The organism is Cupriavidus sp. GW823-FHT07A04 (genome assembly GCF_058794615.1).
In genome coordinates this window covers 577,350-591,821 of the sequence record NZ_JBXAHA010000001.1, presented here as the reverse complement: position 1 = coordinate 591,821, position 14,472 = coordinate 577,350, and the positions used below count along the sequence as shown (strand labels likewise).

The window sequence follows — 14,472 nt, the reverse complement described above, 5'->3', positions numbered from 1 at the left end:
AGGCCCCCGCTTGAGCGGGGGCCTTTTGCATTCGGGCACGGCGTGTGGCTGCTCAGGCTGTGGCCGCCTTGTCCAGCCAGCGCTTGAGCTGGTCGGTGACGGCGGTGCTCGAGAACGAGCAGCTATCCTGCGCGAATACCGCCGCCATCTCCAGCCGGCGCAGCAGCTCTTCCATCGCCTGCCCGAACATCGGCGGCAGCACCAGGCCGGGAGCTGCCTCGCGCCAGCTGCGCACCAGGCCATCGGCCGCGAGCTGGCCGCCGACGTGTTGTTCAAGTGCGGCGCGCATGGTTGCCAGCGCCGGTGCATTGTTCGTGGTCGTGGCCATCAACGCGCCCTCCTTTCTTTGTAAAGTTCGCGGAACGTGCGTCCGCTCGGTGCCGGCAGGTCGCGGGTCTCGGTCCAGCCACGGCCCGCCATCGGCAAGCTGGCAATCAGCTTGCTGCTGCCGCCCATGCGCGCAAGCAAGCGCGCGCCGACGCGAGTGGCGAAGGCGTATAGCCCCGGGCGGCGCGCCACGTAGCCCCACACTTGCAGCCCGAGCCGCTCCTGCCAGGGACGCAGGCCACGCTCCATCTGCTTCTCGCGCAGCTTGCGCAGCAGGTCCGACAGCGGGATCGAAGCCGGGCACACGCGGTTGCATTCTCCGCACAGCGTGGCAGCCTGCGGCAGGTCCAGCGCATTGGCGATGCCGACATAGCTCGGCGTCAGCACGCTGCCCATCGGGCCCGGGTAGACCCAGCCATAGGCATGGCCGCCGATCTTCTGGTACACCGGGCAATGGTTCATGCAAGCACCGCAGCGGATGCAGCGCAGCATGTCCTGGAAGTCGCCGCCGATCAGGCCGCTGCGCCCGCCGTCGACCAGCACGAAATACATATGCTCCGGGCCGTCACGCTCGCCCTCGGCGCGCGGGCCGGTCAGCAGCGAAAAGTAATTCGAGATGGCCTGCCCGGTGGCCGAGCGCGGCAGCAGCCGCATCACGGTAGCCAGGTCTTCCAGCGTCGGCAGCACCTTCTCGATGCCGGTCACGGCCACATGCACGCGCGGCATCACCGTGCACATGCCTTCGTTGCCTTCATTGGTCACCACCGCCACCGAGCCTGTTTCGGCAATGATGAAATTGCCGCCGGTCACGCCCATGTCGGCCGACAGGAATTCCGGCCGCAGCACTTCACGCGCCTCGCGCGTCATCTCCGAGATATCGGTCAGGCGCGGCTTGTGGTGGACCTTGGCGAAGAGATCGGCGATCTCTTCCTTGTCCTTGTGCACTACCGGGGCAATGATGTGCGACGGCGGCTCGGCATCGTTGATCTGCAGGATGTATTCGCCCAGATCCGTCTCGATGCTCTGCACGCCCATCTCGCCCAGCACCTGGTTCAGGCGCATTTCCTCGGTCACCATCGATTTGCTCTTGATGACCTTCTTCACGCCGTGCTTGTGCGCAATTTCGGCTACCAGCCGCGCGGCGTCGGCCGTGGTCTCGGCAAACAGCACGGTGGCGCCGCGGCGCGTGGCGTTTTCCTCGAAGGTGGCGAGCCAGACGTCGAGGTTCTGCAGCGCGCGGTCGCGGCGCTCCTTGAGTGCCTCGCGGGTGGCATCGAAGTCGATGTCGCGGATGGCGTCGGCGCGCGCCGTGACGAATTTGGTGGAGAGCTTCTTGAGGTTCTGCTGCAGGCGCTGGTCGGCCAGCTTCTGGCCCGCGCGCGCTTTGAACTCCATGCTGCGAACTTGCATAGCGGGGATCTCGCTAAGGTTTGTTTTTCAGCTGGCCGGGATCAGGCATCACCGGCGAGCACTTGCGCGATATGCAGCACCTGGGTACGCGTGTCGCCGGTCCTGCGCAGGCGCCCTTCGATATTGAGCATGCAGCCGAGGTCGCCCAGCACCACGGCATCGGCACCGCTGGCCTTGATGTTGGCGCACTTCTCATCGACGATGGCCGTGGAGATATTGCCGTACTTGACCGAGAAGGTGCCGCCGAATCCGCAGCAAGCCTCGCAGTCCTTCATCTCGCTCAGTTGCACACCGGGCAATTGCGCCAGGAGAGCGCGGGGCTGGCTCTTGACGCCCAGTTCGCGCAAGCCGGAGCAAGAGTCATGGTAGGTAATGCGGCCCGTGAACTTTGAATCGAACTCGCCCAGCTTGGCCACGTTGACCAGGAAATCGGTCAACTCGAACACGCGCGAGCGCAGGCCTTCGTATCGGCCATTCAACTCGGGGTCGTCGCCGAGCAGGTCCGCATAGTGGTGCAGCACCATGCCGCCGCAGGATCCGGACGGAATCACCACGTAGTCGAACATTTCGAACTCGCGCAGGAATTTTTCCGCCAGGTCGCGCGATGCCGTGCGCTCGCCCGAGTTGTAGGCAGGTTGCCCGCAACAGGTCTGGGCTTCGGGCACCATCACCTCGAAGCCAGCCTTCTCCAGCAACTTGAGCACCGAGAAGCCGATTTCCGGACGCATGAGGTCCACCAGGCAGGTGGCGAACAGACCAACTCGCATTGTTTCCCTTTTCCAGACCCCGAAACCCCGCAATTATGCGCCCTTGCGCACCGGCCAGCATACAAAAGCGCGCACGGCAGGGGTGAATTCGCCGCTTTTTTGCATGCCTTTTTCGACACATTCGCTACCAGCAAAATCAGAAGATTCTTTCGGCAATGCCATTTCACCTATTGAAATTTTCACAATGCGAGATAGAATCAGGCAACCGCTTAATTTGCCGCACGGCAACATTTCCCCATGGCAGAAGCAGACAAAGCCCCCGGCAAGACGTCCATCCAGGTCATCGAACGCATGATGACCCTGCTGGATGCGCTCGCCCAGCACGCTGATCCGGTCAGCCTCAAGGAGCTGTCGCTGACCACCGGGCTGCACCCGTCCACCGCGCACCGCATCCTCAACGACATGGTGGCCTGCCGCTTTGTGGACCGCTCCGATCCGGGCAGTTACCGGCTTGGCATGCGGCTGCTGGAGCTCGGCAACCTGGTCAAGGCCCGGCTGTCGGTACGCGACGCCGCGCTGGCACCGATGCGGGCCCTGCACCGCGTGACGGGCCAGACGGTGAACCTGTCGGTGCGGCAAGGCGACGAGATCGTCTACATCGAGCGTGCCTATAGCGAGCGCTCCGGCATGCAGGTGGTGCGCGCCATTGGCGGCCGCGCCCCGCTGCACCTGACTTCGGTCGGCAAGCTGTTTCTGGCCGCCGACGAAGTGGCGCGCGTTCGCAACTACGCCACCCGCACCGGGCTGGCCGGCCACACCCGCACCTCGATCACCGACCTGATCAAGCTCGAGCGCGAACTCAACTGGGTGCGCACCAACGGCTATGCGCGCGACAACGAAGAGCTGGAACTCGGCGTGCGTTGCATCGCCGCCGGCATCTACGACGACTCGCGCCGTCTGGTGGCCGGGTTGTCGCTTTCGGCCCCGGCCGACCGCCTGCAGGACAGCTGGCTGCAAAACCTGAAGGACACCGCGTTGCAGATCTCGCGCGGCATGGGCTACGCGACTGACGTCGCAGCCTGAACACGGCGGGGTGAACGGCGCGGGAAGCCACGCGCCCTTCGCGCCGAACCCTTACCTCGCCCCCTTCCCTTTTCCCTTCCCCTTCTCCCCTTTCCCTCACGCAGGGCCTCAATCGAGAATTAGGTATATACCCTTAGTTTTCAGATAACCTGAATAGCTATATCCTGCTGGGCATGCGGACCAAAGCCATTACCCTCACCGAACAGGTAACCCAGCAGTTGCGCGCCGAGATCGCCGGCGGCACCTACCCCGTTGGCGCCCGGCTGCCGACCGGCAAGCAGCTTGCCGAGCAATACGGTGTGAGCCCCGCCGTCATCCGCGAGGTGACCGAGCACCTGCGCTCCCAAGGCCTGGTCGAAAGCCGCCAGGGCGTGGGCAGCACGGTGCGCTCGCGCGTGGGCAATGCCGGCTTCCAGCTGCCGCAGGAGATCGGCATCGATCGCGACGAACTGGCCAGCATCTACGAGCTGCGGCTCGATCTGGAGAGCGCCGCCGCCGCGCTGGCGGCGCTGCGGCGTACCGCGCAGGATGTCTCCGGCATGCAGGCGCTGCTGGACCGGCTCGCGGCGCAATTGCACGACCCGCACCGCGGCGCTGAGGCAGACACGGCCTTCCATGTGGCGATCGCCACCGCCACCCACAACAAGTACTACCTGCAGCTGCTGCAGTACCTGAACCTGCAACTGCACCAGGCCGTGCATGTGGCGCGGCTCAATACCCGCCAGCAGGAAGGCCTGTCCGAACAGGTCCACCAGGAACACCTGGCCATCTTCCACGCGATCCGCGCCGGCGACCCTGAACAAGCGCGCGCCGCGGCGGTAGCCCACCTGCGCGGCGCGGCGGCACGCCTGGGCCTGCAACTGGCAGCGCGCGGCAAGCCCCTCACCAGCGGCCAGGACCCCACTCATTCCGCGGCCTGAAGCCGCATTGCCACTCCGGATAGACCCATCATGCAAAATTCAGCTTTCCTGCCCCGCCTGATCGAAGCGCTAGGCACCGACGTGGTCGCCACCGAGCCAGACCAGGTTGCACCGTGGCTCGCCGACTGGCGCGGCCTTTACCGTGGCAACGCGCAGGCCGTGGTGCGCCCGCGCTCGGTGGATGAAGTGGCACGTTGCCTGGCCTTGTGCCAGCAGGCCGCGGTCCCGGTGGTGCCGCGGGGTGGCAACACCGGCCTGTGCGGCGGTGCCGCGCCGGACAGCAGCCCCGCCAACGTGGTGCTGAGCATGGACCGCATGAACGCGATCCGCTCGATCGATACCATCGCCAACACGCTCGTCGCCGAAGCGGGCTGCATCCTGGGCAACCTGCGGCGCGCCGCGCAGGAGGCGCATCGCCTGCTGCCGCTCAGCCTGGCAGCCGAGGACTCCTGCCAGATCGGCGGCAATCTCGCGACCAACGCCGGCGGGGTCAATGTGGTGCGCTACGGCATGACCCGCGAGCTGGTGCTGGGCGTGGAAGCCGTGCTGCCCAACGGCGAGATCTTTCACGGCCTGCGCGCCTTGCGCAAGGACAACACCGGCTACGACCTCAAGCAACTACTGATCGGCTCCGAGGGCACGCTGGGCGTCATTACCGCGGCAGCGCTGCGCCTGTTTCCGCGCACCGACGCACGCTCGGTGGTGCTTGCGGCAGTGGCCTCCCCGCTGCAGGCGCTGGAGCTCTTCGAGCTGCTGTTCGCGCAGTGCGGCGCTCGCCTGCAAGCCTTCGAATTCTTCACCGGCGATTGTGTCGACCTCGTGCTCAAGCATGCGGAAGGCGTGCAGGAACCCTTCAGCCAACGCTATCCCGCCTATGTGCTGGTGGAGCTGGCCGACACCACCGACGAAGCCGCCCTCAACGTGCTGCTGGAGCGCGTGATTGGCGAGGCACTGGAGCGCGAGCTGTGCCTGGACGCCGCCGTCTCTGCGTCGCTGTCGCAACTGCAGAGTCTGTGGAAGCTGCGCGAGGAAATCTCCGAGGCCCAGCGCGCCGACGGGCCGCACCTGAAGCACGATGTGTCGCTGCCGATCGAGCAGATCCCGGCCTTCATGGTGTCGATGGAGGCGCGCCTCAAGGCCATCAGCCCCAGCATCCGCCCGTTTATCTTCGGGCATTTCGGCGACGGCAACCTGCACTACAACCTGTCGCGCCCCGCGGGCACGGAGCGCGACTGGACCGCGCAGCATGGCAAGGCGCTGACCGCCGAAGTGCTGGATGAAGTGGCGCGCTACGGCGGCAGCATCAGCGCCGAGCATGGCATCGGCCAGCTCAAGCGCGATGATTTCCTACGCCTCAAGGACCCACTCGAGCTGCGCATGATGCAGGGCATCAAGCAGTTGCTGGATCCGGCCGGCATCATGAATCCGGGCAAGCTGCTCTAAGCGCGCCGCCCACGCCCCAAAGAAAAACGCGCCGGTGACGGCGCGTTTTTTTGATTTCAAGCAGCAGGCGGCCAGATCACTCCGGCGCCGCCATCAGATGCCGCGAGGCTGCTGGGCGGTCAGGATTGCCTGGGGGCTGGTTGGGCTGCCAGGCCCCTGCGTCAGGTTTGGGGACGTCGGAAAAGGGCGGCCAGGCCCGGTCTGCACGTGTTCCAGCCAGTCCTTGACGCGGTTGGCATCGGCGAAGCGGGACAGCTTGCCAACGGAATCCAGGAACACCATCACCACATTGCGGCCATTTACGCGTGCCTGCATCACCAGGCACTGGCCAGCCTCGGAGATAAAGCCTGTTTTCTGCAGGCCGATCTCCCAGTTGCCGCCGCGAACCAAACGGTTGGTGCTGACGTAGTGCTGGGTGCGGCCCAGTACATTGACCTCATGCTCGGTCTGCGTCGAAAACTCGCGGATGGTGGGGTTGCGGTACGCCGCGTTGACCATGCGCACGAGGTCCATCGCGCTCGACACATTGCTGCTCGACAAGCCGTTCGAATCGACGAAGTGGCTGTCGTTCATGCCGAGCTCGCGTGCCTTGCGGTTCATGGCTTGCACAAAGGCCGGCAGGCCGCCCGGGTAGCTGCGGCCCAGCACCGATGCCGCGCGATTCTCCGAGGACATCAGCGCCAGCAGGAGCGCCTCCTGACGGGAGAGCTGCGCGCCAAAGCGCAGGCGCGAACTGCTGTGCTTTTCGTTGTCGCGGTCTTCCTCGTTGATCGTGAGCACCTCGTCCATCGGCTGGCGCGCATCCATCACAACCAGGGCGGTCATCAGCTTGGTGATCGAGGCGATCGGCAGAACCGCGGCGGCGTTCTTCTGGAACAGCACTTCGTTGGAGTTCTGATCCATCACCAGCGCCACGCTGGAGCGCAGCGCGAGCGCGTCTTCGGTGTCACGCAGGCCGAGCGCCTCGCCCAGCGAGGGTTTCGCGGGGATGAACGCCGCACGAACCGGTACCGCCTGGCGCTGCGCCACCACGGTGCGCTTACCGTTTTTCAGTACCACGACCTTGCGCGTAGTGGCGCGCTCGGCCTTGCCGCTGGTCGCGACCTGCTTGGATTTCGCGGATTTAGAGGGGGAATTTGCCGATTTTTTTTCGGACTTGGCGACTTTTGCCGACTTTTTGCTGGTTTTAGCGGTGTCCGACGTTTTCGTCGCGGCATCGGCCACAGGGGCGGCCAGCATGGAAACGGTCAACAGCACAGAGGCTGCAACCGAAGTAAGAGGGGTAGAGCCGAAGAATCGCAAAAATAGGGGGGAATCAGACCGGAACATGATTCATTCAGCGCGCAACTAGGATTGCGCCAGTTTAGGAAAAAAAGAAATTGTTAGCAAGATTAAAGACTTACGAAGCCTCTTTAAAGTTCGATTTGCAAACAATTCCACATTACGGCAAATGCGGGGCACGCATCACATGACACGTGCATTAAGACCGACGTCGACTGTGGTAATTCCACACTGTTTCATCTTTCTCACCCGCCCGTGGGGTTGCCCCGAGCCAACATGCAGCGGCAGCGACGGCACAAAGCGGGCCTTCGCCGCCGACAGCTTCTTAAGATAAGAAACGCGCGAACCCGCTTACCGGTTCACGCTCGGTACTAAGGGTATTCTCTATGGCGGCGGGGTCAGCATGGCCCAGGGCCATGCCGCACACCACCATTTCATCCGCCGGCAGGCGCAAGTGATTGCCGATGACCGCGTGGAACTGGGTGAACGCCGCCTGCGGACAGGTATCCAGCCCGCGCGCCCGCGCCGCCACCATGATGCTTTGCAGGAACATGCCGTAGTCCAGCCAGCTGCCCAGCTCCAGGATGCGGTCGATCGTGAAGATCATGCCCACCGGGGCACCGAAGAACGTGAAGTTGCGCGAGTGCTGCGCATGCATGCGCGCCTTGTCCTCGCGGCTGATCTGCAGCAGGCTGTACAGGTCCCAACCTACCTTGCGGCGGCGGTCAATGTACGGCGCCACCCACTCGCGTGGATAGTAGGGATACTCCTCGCGATACTTGCTGTCGCGCTGCGGATCGTCGTAAGCGGCCAGCACGTCCGCCGACAGCTTCACCTTGGCATCGCCAGTCAGCACATAGACCCGCCATGGCTGTGCGTTGGTGCCCGACGGCGCCCGGCTGGCCACGGCCAGGATCTCGTTGACCACGTCGCGCGGCACCGGCGTATCGAGAAACGCGCGCACCGAGCGGCGCGTGATGATGGCCTGATCGATCAGGGCGGCGCTCCGTTTCTGCAGCGAATCCATGGTTGTTAACTCCTCTGCGCGGGCCGGATCATGCACCGGCATCCGCGGGTTCGCACACCAGGGCCTGCAGGGCATCGCGCAACGCGGGCGGCAGCGGCACCGGGCGGCGCGTGGCGCGATCCACATAGACATGAACAAAATGGCCCTGCGCCGCAGCGACGTCTTCATCGTTACGGAACAGGCCCACTTCGTAGCGCACGCTCGAATTGCCCAGCCGCGCCACGCGCAGCCCCGCCACCACCGTGTCGGGAAAACTCAGCGCGGCAAAATAATTGCATTGCGTCTCGATCACCAGCCCGATGGTGTCGCCGGACTCGATATCCAGCACGCCCTCCCGGATCAGGTAGGTGTTCACCACGGTATCGAAATAACTGTAGTAGATGACGTTGTTGACGTGGCCATAGACGTCGTTATCCATCCAGCGCGTGGTGATGGGCTGGAAATGGCGATAGGCGCTGCGGGTATCTGCGGTCGGTTTCATCGAAAAGCGCGAAATGGGGAAATTAGCGGCGGATCACCAGCGCAACGCCACCGGCGGCCAGGGCCATGCCAAGCGCGGCCAGCAGCGGGAAGCTCTCGCCGAACAGCAGCCACGCCATGGCGGCGGTGGTCGGCGGGGTGAGATACATCAGGCTGGATACCTTGGTGGCCGCGCCTTGGCGGATCAACAGGAACAGCAGCGAGATGGCCCCGATGGACAACGCGACCACCGACCAGGCGAGCGCGCCAACCATCTCGGCATTCCACTCAACGTGACGGGTTTCGGTCAGGAACATGAACGGCAGGCAGGCCAGCGCCGCCGCCGCGAACTGGATCACCGAGCCCATGCGCAGGTCGAACATCGGGCAATGGCGTTTCTGGTATAGCGTGCCGAAGGTGATCGAGAACAAGGCGCCCAGCGCCAGCAGCAGGCTTGGCGCGGACAGCCCGCTGGCCGACAGTTTGTTTGCCACCACCAGGCCCACGCCAAGGATGCCTAGCAGCAACCCCAGCCACTGGCGCCGCCCGATGGCCTCACCCATGCGCGAGGCCGCCAGCGCGGTCAGGATCGGCTGCATGCCGACGATCAGCGCGGAGACGCCCGCCGGCATGCCGAGCTTGACCGCTGCCCACACGCCACCCAGGTAGCCCGCCTGCAGGAACAGCCCTGCCAGCGCGATGTGCCCGACCATGCGCCAGTCGGTCGCCCCGGCGCGCTGCGGCAGCGGGACGCGCGCCATCAACACGAAGGGCACCATCAGCACCAGCACACCGACAAAGCGCAGAAACAGGAAGGTCATCGGCTCCGCGTGCGGCATGCCGTACTTGGCTACGATGAATCCCGTGCTCCAGATCACGACGAACAGCCACGGCATGGCGGCCATCCACAAGGTGCCGCGTGCCGCGTGGGCCTGGCTGGTTGCACTCATCGTTGCGCCTTCTCCGTATCGCCAGTGGGCAGGATCGCACCTGCACCCGCACCTGCACCAGCGGCGTCCGGCTTGTCGCGCCGGGCATAGCGTTCGTGATATTGCGCGGCGAGTGCGATGGTCTGCGCATGCACCGCGACGGTATTCTCGATCTGGTTGCCGTAGCCGCCGGCCATGGCCACGGCAATGGGCAGGCCGCGTTCCAGGGCCGCATCAAACACCAGGCAGTCGCGCCGGGCCAGCCCGGCCAGCGTCAGTTTCAGGCGTCCAAGCCGGTCGCCCTCATGCGGATCGGCCCCGGCTAGATAAATGAGCAGGTCGGGAGCGAAACGCGCGAACAGCGTATCGAGTGCGCCCTGAAGCGCTTGGGCGTAAGCCTCGTCGTCGCAGCCATCGGGCAGGCCCACGTCGAGATCGCTGGCCTCCTTGCGGAAGGGATAGTTTTTCTCGCCATGCAAGGACAGCGTGAAGACGAAGGGATCGTCACGCAGGATGGAGGCGGTGCCGTTGCCCTGGTGCACGTCGAGGTCGACCACGGCCACGCGCGCCACCCGGCCGTCGCCACGCAATTGGCGCGCGGCGATGGCCGCGTCGTTGAAGACACAGAAGCCACCGCCCTTATCGGCATAGGCGTGGTGCGTGCCGCCCGCCAGGTTGACCGAGATACCCTCACGCAGCGCTACGCGGCAGGCCTCGATGGTGGCACCAGCGGAGCGCCGCGAGCGCTCGACCATGGCGTCCGACCACGGAAAGCCAATCTCGCGCTGGCGCGCCGGGTCCAGTTCGCCCAGGGAGACGCTCGCGACATATTCAGGCGTGTGCGCCAGCAGCAAGGCATCGTCCCCGGCCCGCGGCGCCTCGACCAGCACCAGCCCTGGCACGTCGCGCTCGACCGTCTCCCTCAACATGCTGTACTTGCGCATCGGGAAGCGGTGGCCCTCAGGTAGGGGCAGGACAAAATGATCGGCGTAAAAAGCGAGCATGAGGGCAAACATAGGCGGGCGGCCGGTCGCGGCAACTTGGCCGTGGTGCATCGGCCGGCGGGTTGCGCCCTTGGGAGACGGCGATTCCGGCAGACCGCGATGGTAGCACTGTGCTGGCTCCAGGGTGCGCGGCCCCTCCCGTCCCTCCTCCCTGCAAGGTGCCGGGCGTGGCACGCCTGCCGATGCTACGCAGCCAAAATGTGACAGCGCACCGACTTCAACAACAGTTATTTGTGCAATGCACAAGAAGCCCTTGACACCGTTTTTCTTTTCCCTACAATTGGAATTGTTGCGGCGCACCATCGATTTTGCAGAGCAAGCGGAGCGCGCCGATAACCCCCTTACGCCTGGGGCTGGCTGACGAGAAAACAGGTTTAACCTTGATTTCGTCATGGCTTTGACATCTGGGCGGCCTAATTTTGCATGACCTTGAACTTCATTATTGGAGACCAGCATGAGCTTCACCCCGGAACAAGTCGCCGCAGCGCAAAAAGCCAACCTCGAAACCCTGTTTGGCCTGACCACCAAAGCTTTTGAAGGCATCGAAAAGCTGGTCGAGCTGAACCTGCAAGTCGTCAAGGCCACGTTCGCTGAAAACGTGGACAACGCCAAGAAGGCCCTCTCGGCCAAGGACGCCCAGGAATTCCTGGCCCTCCAGACCTCGCTGGTCCAGCCGGTTGCCGAAAAGGCCCTGGCCTACAGCCGCCACGTGTACGAAATCGCCTCGGAAACCCAGGCTGAATTCACCAAGGTCGCCGAAGCCCAGCTGGCCGAGAACTCGAAGAAGGTGCAAACCCTGGTCGAGAACCTCGCCAAGAACGCCCCGGCCGGCTCCGAGTCGACCGTTGCCATCGTGAAGTCCGCGATCAGCGCCGCCAACAACGCTTACGAGTCGGTCCAGAAGGCCACCAAGCAAGCTGTTGAAATCGCTGAGACCAACTTCCAGGCAGCCGCCAGCGCCGCCACCAAGGCCGCACAGCAAGCCAGCGCCACGGCTCGCACCGCGACCAAGAAGGCCACCACCGCCGCCTAATCCGCGACGGCAGGAAACGGACCGGCTTCGGCCGGTTCGTTGGCAAAGCGCGCCTGGCATGGCCAGCGCATTTTGCCAACGAAGGCAGCACGGAAGGCTACCCAAGCCGCCCTGCCTCCTACGGTGTCTCCTCGGTATCTGGTTTCCATGTATTCCAATATCGATTCATTCCCGGCCATGCGCCGGGATTTTTTTGCCCGCGACACATGGGCAAGCGGACACACTGACACACGCCCTCCCCTGTGCAAGCAAGCTTTGACCGGCGTAGCCGCAAGCGTATGCGGCAAAAAATCTGGCGGTTAATTGCGGATCGAGACGTAAAAAGGCCCGCCATACGGCGGGCCTCACTCGTGTCGCTAACGTCCGAGCTTAGCGCTTGCGCGGCGGCGGGACGTCGGTGCAGACACCTTCGTAGATCTCGGCTGCCATGCCGATGGATTCGCCCAGCGTCGGGTGCGGGTGGATGGTCTTGCCGATATCCACTGCATCGGCACCCATCTCGACTGCCAGGCAGACTTCGCTGATCAGGTCGCCGGCATGCATGCCAACGATGCCCCCGCCGATGATCCGGTGGGTTTCCTCGTCGAAGATCAGCTTGGTAAAGCCTTCGTCGCGGCCATTGGCGATAGCACGGCCGGAAGCTGCCCACGGGAACACGCTCTTGCTGTACTTGATCCCCTGCGCCTTGCACTGGTCTTCGGTCACGCCGGCCCAGGCCACTTCCGGATCGGTGTAGGCCACCGACGGAATCTGCTTGACATCAAAGTAGGCCTTCTCGCCGTGCGCGGCTTCCGCTGCCACGTGCGCTTCGTGCACCGCCTTGTGGGCCAGCATGGGCTGGCCGACGATGTCGCCAATAGCGAAGATGTGCGGCACATTGGTGCGCATCTGCTTGTCGACGTCGATAAAGCCGCGATCCGTGACCGCCACCCCCGCCTTCTCCGCGCCGATGCGCTTGCCGTTGGGCACGCGGCCCACCGACACCAGCACCAGGTCGTAGCGTTGCGGCTCGGCCGGCGCCTGTTCGCCTTCGAACTTGACGTAGATGCCGTCCGGCTTCGCTTCCACGCCGACCGTCTTGGTCTTGAGCATGACCTTGTCGAAGCGCTTCTTGTTCATCTTGTCCCAGACCTTGACCAGGTCGCGGTCGGCGCCCTGCATCAGGCCATCGAGCATTTCCACCACGTCGATGTTGGCGCCCAGCGTGCTGTACACCGTGGCCATTTCCAGCCCGATGATGCCACCGCCGATGACCAGCATCTTGTTGGGCACTTCCGGCAGTTCCAGCGCGCCGGTGGAGTCGACGATACGTGGGTCCTCGGGGATGAAAGGCAACTTGACCGCCTGGCTGCCGGCGGCGATGACGGCTTTTTCGAAGCGGATCACCGTCTTCTTGCCCGTCGTCTCCTTGGCGTCGCCTTCGGTTTCCTGCACCTCGAGGTGATGCGGGTCGAGGAAGGTGCCGATACCGCGCACGACTTGTACCTTGCGTGCCTTGGCCATGCCGGCCAGGCCGCCGGTCAGCTTGCCGACCACGGTTTCCTTGTAGTGGCGCAGCCCGTCGAGGTCGATCTTGGCCTCGCCGAACAGGATGCCGTGGGCCGCCAGGGCCTTGGCTTCGTCGATCACGGCGGCGTTGTGCAACAGCGCCTTCGAGGGGATGCAGCCCACGTTCAGGCAGACGCCGCCGAGCGTGCTGTAGCGTTCGACCAGCACGGTGTTCATGCCGAGATCGGCGCTGCGGAAGGCGGCCGAGTAGCCACCAGGGCCGGCGCCGAGCACCAGCATGTCGCAGGTAATATCCGCGCTGCCCGCATGCGCGGCGGCCACGGGAGCCGCAGCCGGAGCTGGAGCCGCGGCAGGCGCGGATGCCTGCGCAGGCGCGGGCGCAGGGACCGGCGCGGCCGCCGGCTTGGCCGCGGCTTCGCTCTCCAGCGTGCAGATGACGGCGCCCTTGGCGACCTTGTCGCCCACCTTGACGCGCACCTCCACCACCTTGCCGGCGGCGGATGACGGCACATCCATGCTGGCCTTGTCGGACTCGAGCACGATCAGCGACTGCTCCTGCTCGACCGTATCGCCAGCCTTGACCAGCACCTCGATGACTTCCACCGCGTCGAAATCGCCGATATCCGGCACCTGGACTTCGATCACACTCATGTTTTGCTCCTCAAGAACGCACTCCGCTTCAGATGCGGGGCGCGCCATCGTTATTGGTTGCTCCGTCGCCAGCCATGTCAGCCAGTTGCACCACCTGCACCTCGACCGGGCCTGCCGAACTCTTGTCGAACTCCACCCCTGCATCCACCCCGATCCGCGCGATCTCGCGGGCAGCCAGGCCCGGCTGGTCGTAGACCGCGTGCATGGCGCCCAACGCGTAGTTGCGCCCCGAGCCAATGCCCCAGAAGCGATCGAACGAGAAGACTTCGCGGTATGAATACACGCCGAAGATGCCGGCCGGATTGGCAATCAGGCAGACGATCTGCGAGGACTCGTAAGGATCGTCCTCGTCCTCCTTGGTGTTGATGAAATACTCGTTCTTGAGTTTTTCATGCACCTTGAGGAAGGTCCGGAAGACGTCATCGCGCGAACCCAGCCGGCAATCCTCGCCCAGCCCGGCCAACAGGCTGCGCATGACCGGGAAGTGCGCGGTGGTGCCGGCGAGCGCCACGAAGCTGTCACCCACCGGGAACACCTTCTGGTTGCGCTCGTAGGCGCGCGTGAGCCGGGTGTCGCCAAACGTCACCAGCGCGTCGGCGGCAATCGCCACTTCGCCGGCCTTCTTGACGACAACGCAGGTAGTCATGGGCTCGCTTCCTGTTTGCAGGTTGCAGACGTTGCAGGTAAGG

15 protein-coding genes are annotated in these 14,472 nt (G+C 64.5%); 4 read left to right on the top strand and 11 right to left on the bottom strand.

Annotated features, from left to right (window positions below; all coding sequences use genetic code 11):
• Positions 1-52: 52 nt before the first annotated feature.
• Genes AC1Q7Q_RS02770 through AC1Q7Q_RS02755 form a run of 4 tightly spaced genes read right to left on the bottom strand, consistent with a single transcriptional unit; the run spans position 53 to position 2,666 of the window.
• Positions 53-328, bottom strand: a complete 276-nt coding sequence (locus AC1Q7Q_RS02770; RefSeq protein ID WP_492375940.1) for a hypothetical protein — start codon at positions 326-328, stop codon at positions 53-55.
• Positions 328-1,737, bottom strand: a complete 1,410-nt coding sequence (locus AC1Q7Q_RS02765; RefSeq protein WP_492375939.1) for a LutB/LldF family L-lactate oxidation iron-sulfur protein — start codon at positions 1,735-1,737, stop codon at positions 328-330. The genes AC1Q7Q_RS02770 and AC1Q7Q_RS02765 overlap by 1 nt, the downstream gene beginning before the upstream one ends.
• Before the next feature lie 41 nt (positions 1,738-1,778).
• The gene (locus tag AC1Q7Q_RS02760; protein WP_150987773.1) at positions 1,779-2,504 is read right to left on the bottom strand and encodes a (Fe-S)-binding protein; all 726 of its coding nucleotides are present in this window, start codon (positions 2,502-2,504) and stop codon (positions 1,779-1,781) included.
• A 33-nt stretch (positions 2,505-2,537) separates the two neighbouring features.
• Entirely contained in the window at positions 2,538-2,666 is a 129-nt protein-coding gene (locus AC1Q7Q_RS02755; RefSeq protein WP_492375938.1) for a hypothetical protein, read from the bottom strand.
• Positions 2,667-2,741: 75 nt separating this feature from the next.
• Between AC1Q7Q_RS02755 and AC1Q7Q_RS02750 the strand changes: the two genes are divergently transcribed.
• The 3 genes from AC1Q7Q_RS02750 to AC1Q7Q_RS02740 all read left to right on the top strand — a co-directional run bounded on the left by AC1Q7Q_RS02750 (position 2,742) and on the right by AC1Q7Q_RS02740 (position 5,890).
• Positions 2,742-3,527, top strand: a complete 786-nt coding sequence (locus AC1Q7Q_RS02750; protein ID WP_150987776.1) for an IclR family transcriptional regulator — start codon at positions 2,742-2,744, stop codon at positions 3,525-3,527.
• A gap of 173 nt (positions 3,528-3,700) precedes the next feature.
• Positions 3,701-4,447: a FadR/GntR family transcriptional regulator gene (locus tag AC1Q7Q_RS02745; protein ID WP_492375937.1), complete on the top strand. Its 747-nt coding sequence runs from the start codon at positions 3,701-3,703 to the stop codon at positions 4,445-4,447.
• A 30-nt stretch (positions 4,448-4,477) separates the two neighbouring features.
• Positions 4,478-5,890, top strand: coding sequence for an FAD-binding oxidoreductase (locus AC1Q7Q_RS02740; protein WP_492375936.1), 1,413 nt, complete (start codon positions 4,478-4,480; stop codon positions 5,888-5,890).
• Positions 5,891-5,983: 93 nt separating this feature from the next.
• Here the strand turns inward: AC1Q7Q_RS02740 and pbpG are convergent, their stop codons facing one another.
• The 5 genes from pbpG to AC1Q7Q_RS02715 form a co-directional block, all read right to left on the bottom strand.
• Entirely contained in the window at positions 5,984-7,129 is a 1,146-nt protein-coding gene (gene pbpG, locus AC1Q7Q_RS02735) for a D-alanyl-D-alanine endopeptidase (RefSeq protein ID WP_492375935.1), read from the bottom strand.
• 367 nt (positions 7,130-7,496) lie between these two features.
• Positions 7,497-8,198 (bottom strand): nitroreductase, encoded by a 702-nt coding sequence (locus AC1Q7Q_RS02730; protein WP_492375934.1) that lies wholly within the window; start codon positions 8,196-8,198, stop codon positions 7,497-7,499.
• A gap of 28 nt (positions 8,199-8,226) precedes the next feature.
• Positions 8,227-8,679 (bottom strand): acyl-CoA thioesterase, encoded by a 453-nt coding sequence (locus AC1Q7Q_RS02725; protein ID WP_150987792.1) that lies wholly within the window; start codon positions 8,677-8,679, stop codon positions 8,227-8,229.
• A 22-nt stretch (positions 8,680-8,701) separates the two neighbouring features.
• Entirely contained in the window at positions 8,702-9,607 is a 906-nt protein-coding gene (locus tag AC1Q7Q_RS02720; protein ID WP_492375933.1) for a DMT family transporter, read from the bottom strand.
• Positions 9,604-10,590 (bottom strand): histone deacetylase family protein, encoded by a 987-nt coding sequence (locus tag AC1Q7Q_RS02715; protein ID WP_492375932.1) that lies wholly within the window; start codon positions 10,588-10,590, stop codon positions 9,604-9,606. Before AC1Q7Q_RS02715 ends, AC1Q7Q_RS02720 begins: the two co-directional genes overlap by 4 nt.
• A 454-nt stretch (positions 10,591-11,044) precedes the next feature.
• Here AC1Q7Q_RS02715 and phaP1 point away from each other — a divergent pair, with 454 nt between their 5' ends.
• Complete coding sequence (phaP1, locus tag AC1Q7Q_RS02710; protein WP_150987801.1) at positions 11,045-11,623, top strand: TIGR01841 family phasin PhaP1; 579 nt, start codon at positions 11,045-11,047, stop codon at positions 11,621-11,623.
• Between the two features lie 369 nt (positions 11,624-11,992).
• On the opposite strand, the gene lpdA is transcribed toward phaP1, so the two are convergent.
• Both lpdA and AC1Q7Q_RS02700 read right to left on the bottom strand, forming a co-directional pair.
• On the bottom strand, positions 11,993-13,783 hold the full coding sequence (gene lpdA / locus AC1Q7Q_RS02705) for a dihydrolipoyl dehydrogenase (RefSeq protein WP_492375931.1): 1,791 nt from the start codon (positions 13,781-13,783) through the stop codon (positions 11,993-11,995).
• Positions 13,784-13,811: 28 nt separating this feature from the next.
• Positions 13,812-14,429: an Ntn hydrolase family protein gene (locus AC1Q7Q_RS02700; RefSeq protein WP_150987807.1), complete on the bottom strand. Its 618-nt coding sequence runs from the start codon at positions 14,427-14,429 to the stop codon at positions 13,812-13,814.
• Between the last annotated feature and the right edge of the window lie 43 nt (positions 14,430-14,472).

Coding starts and splice junctions, on each gene's coding strand:
- AC1Q7Q_RS02760 (WP_150987773.1), bottom strand. CDS start 2,504: ATGCGAGTTGGTCTGTTCGCCACCTGCCTGGTGGACCTCATGCGTCCG.
- phaP1 (WP_150987801.1), top strand. CDS start 11,045: ATGAGCTTCACCCCGGAACAAGTCGCCGCAGCGCAAAAAGCCAACCTC.
- AC1Q7Q_RS02745 (WP_492375937.1), top strand. CDS start 3,701: ATGCGGACCAAAGCCATTACCCTCACCGAACAGGTAACCCAGCAGTTG.
- AC1Q7Q_RS02720 (WP_492375933.1), bottom strand. CDS start 9,607: ATGAGTGCAACCAGCCAGGCCCACGCGGCACGCGGCACCTTGTGGATG.
- lpdA (WP_492375931.1), bottom strand. CDS start 13,783: ATGAGTGTGATCGAAGTCCAGGTGCCGGATATCGGCGATTTCGACGCG.
- AC1Q7Q_RS02770 (WP_492375940.1), bottom strand. CDS start 328: ATGGCCACGACCACGAACAATGCACCGGCGCTGGCAACCATGCGCGCC.
- pbpG (WP_492375935.1), bottom strand. CDS start 7,129: ATGCTGGCCGCCCCTGTGGCCGATGCCGCGACGAAAACGTCGGACACC.
- AC1Q7Q_RS02730 (WP_492375934.1), bottom strand. CDS start 8,198: ATGGATTCGCTGCAGAAACGGAGCGCCGCCCTGATCGATCAGGCCATC.
- AC1Q7Q_RS02725 (WP_150987792.1), bottom strand. CDS start 8,679: ATGAAACCGACCGCAGATACCCGCAGCGCCTATCGCCATTTCCAGCCC.
- AC1Q7Q_RS02750 (WP_150987776.1), top strand. CDS start 2,742: ATGGCAGAAGCAGACAAAGCCCCCGGCAAGACGTCCATCCAGGTCATC.
- AC1Q7Q_RS02700 (WP_150987807.1), bottom strand. CDS start 14,429: ATGACTACCTGCGTTGTCGTCAAGAAGGCCGGCGAAGTGGCGATTGCC.
- AC1Q7Q_RS02755 (WP_492375938.1), bottom strand. CDS start 2,666: ATGGCATTGCCGAAAGAATCTTCTGATTTTGCTGGTAGCGAATGTGTC.
- AC1Q7Q_RS02740 (WP_492375936.1), top strand. CDS start 4,478: ATGCAAAATTCAGCTTTCCTGCCCCGCCTGATCGAAGCGCTAGGCACC.
- AC1Q7Q_RS02765 (WP_492375939.1), bottom strand. CDS start 1,737: ATGCAAGTTCGCAGCATGGAGTTCAAAGCGCGCGCGGGCCAGAAGCTG.
- AC1Q7Q_RS02715 (WP_492375932.1), bottom strand. CDS start 10,590: ATGCTCGCTTTTTACGCCGATCATTTTGTCCTGCCCCTACCTGAGGGC.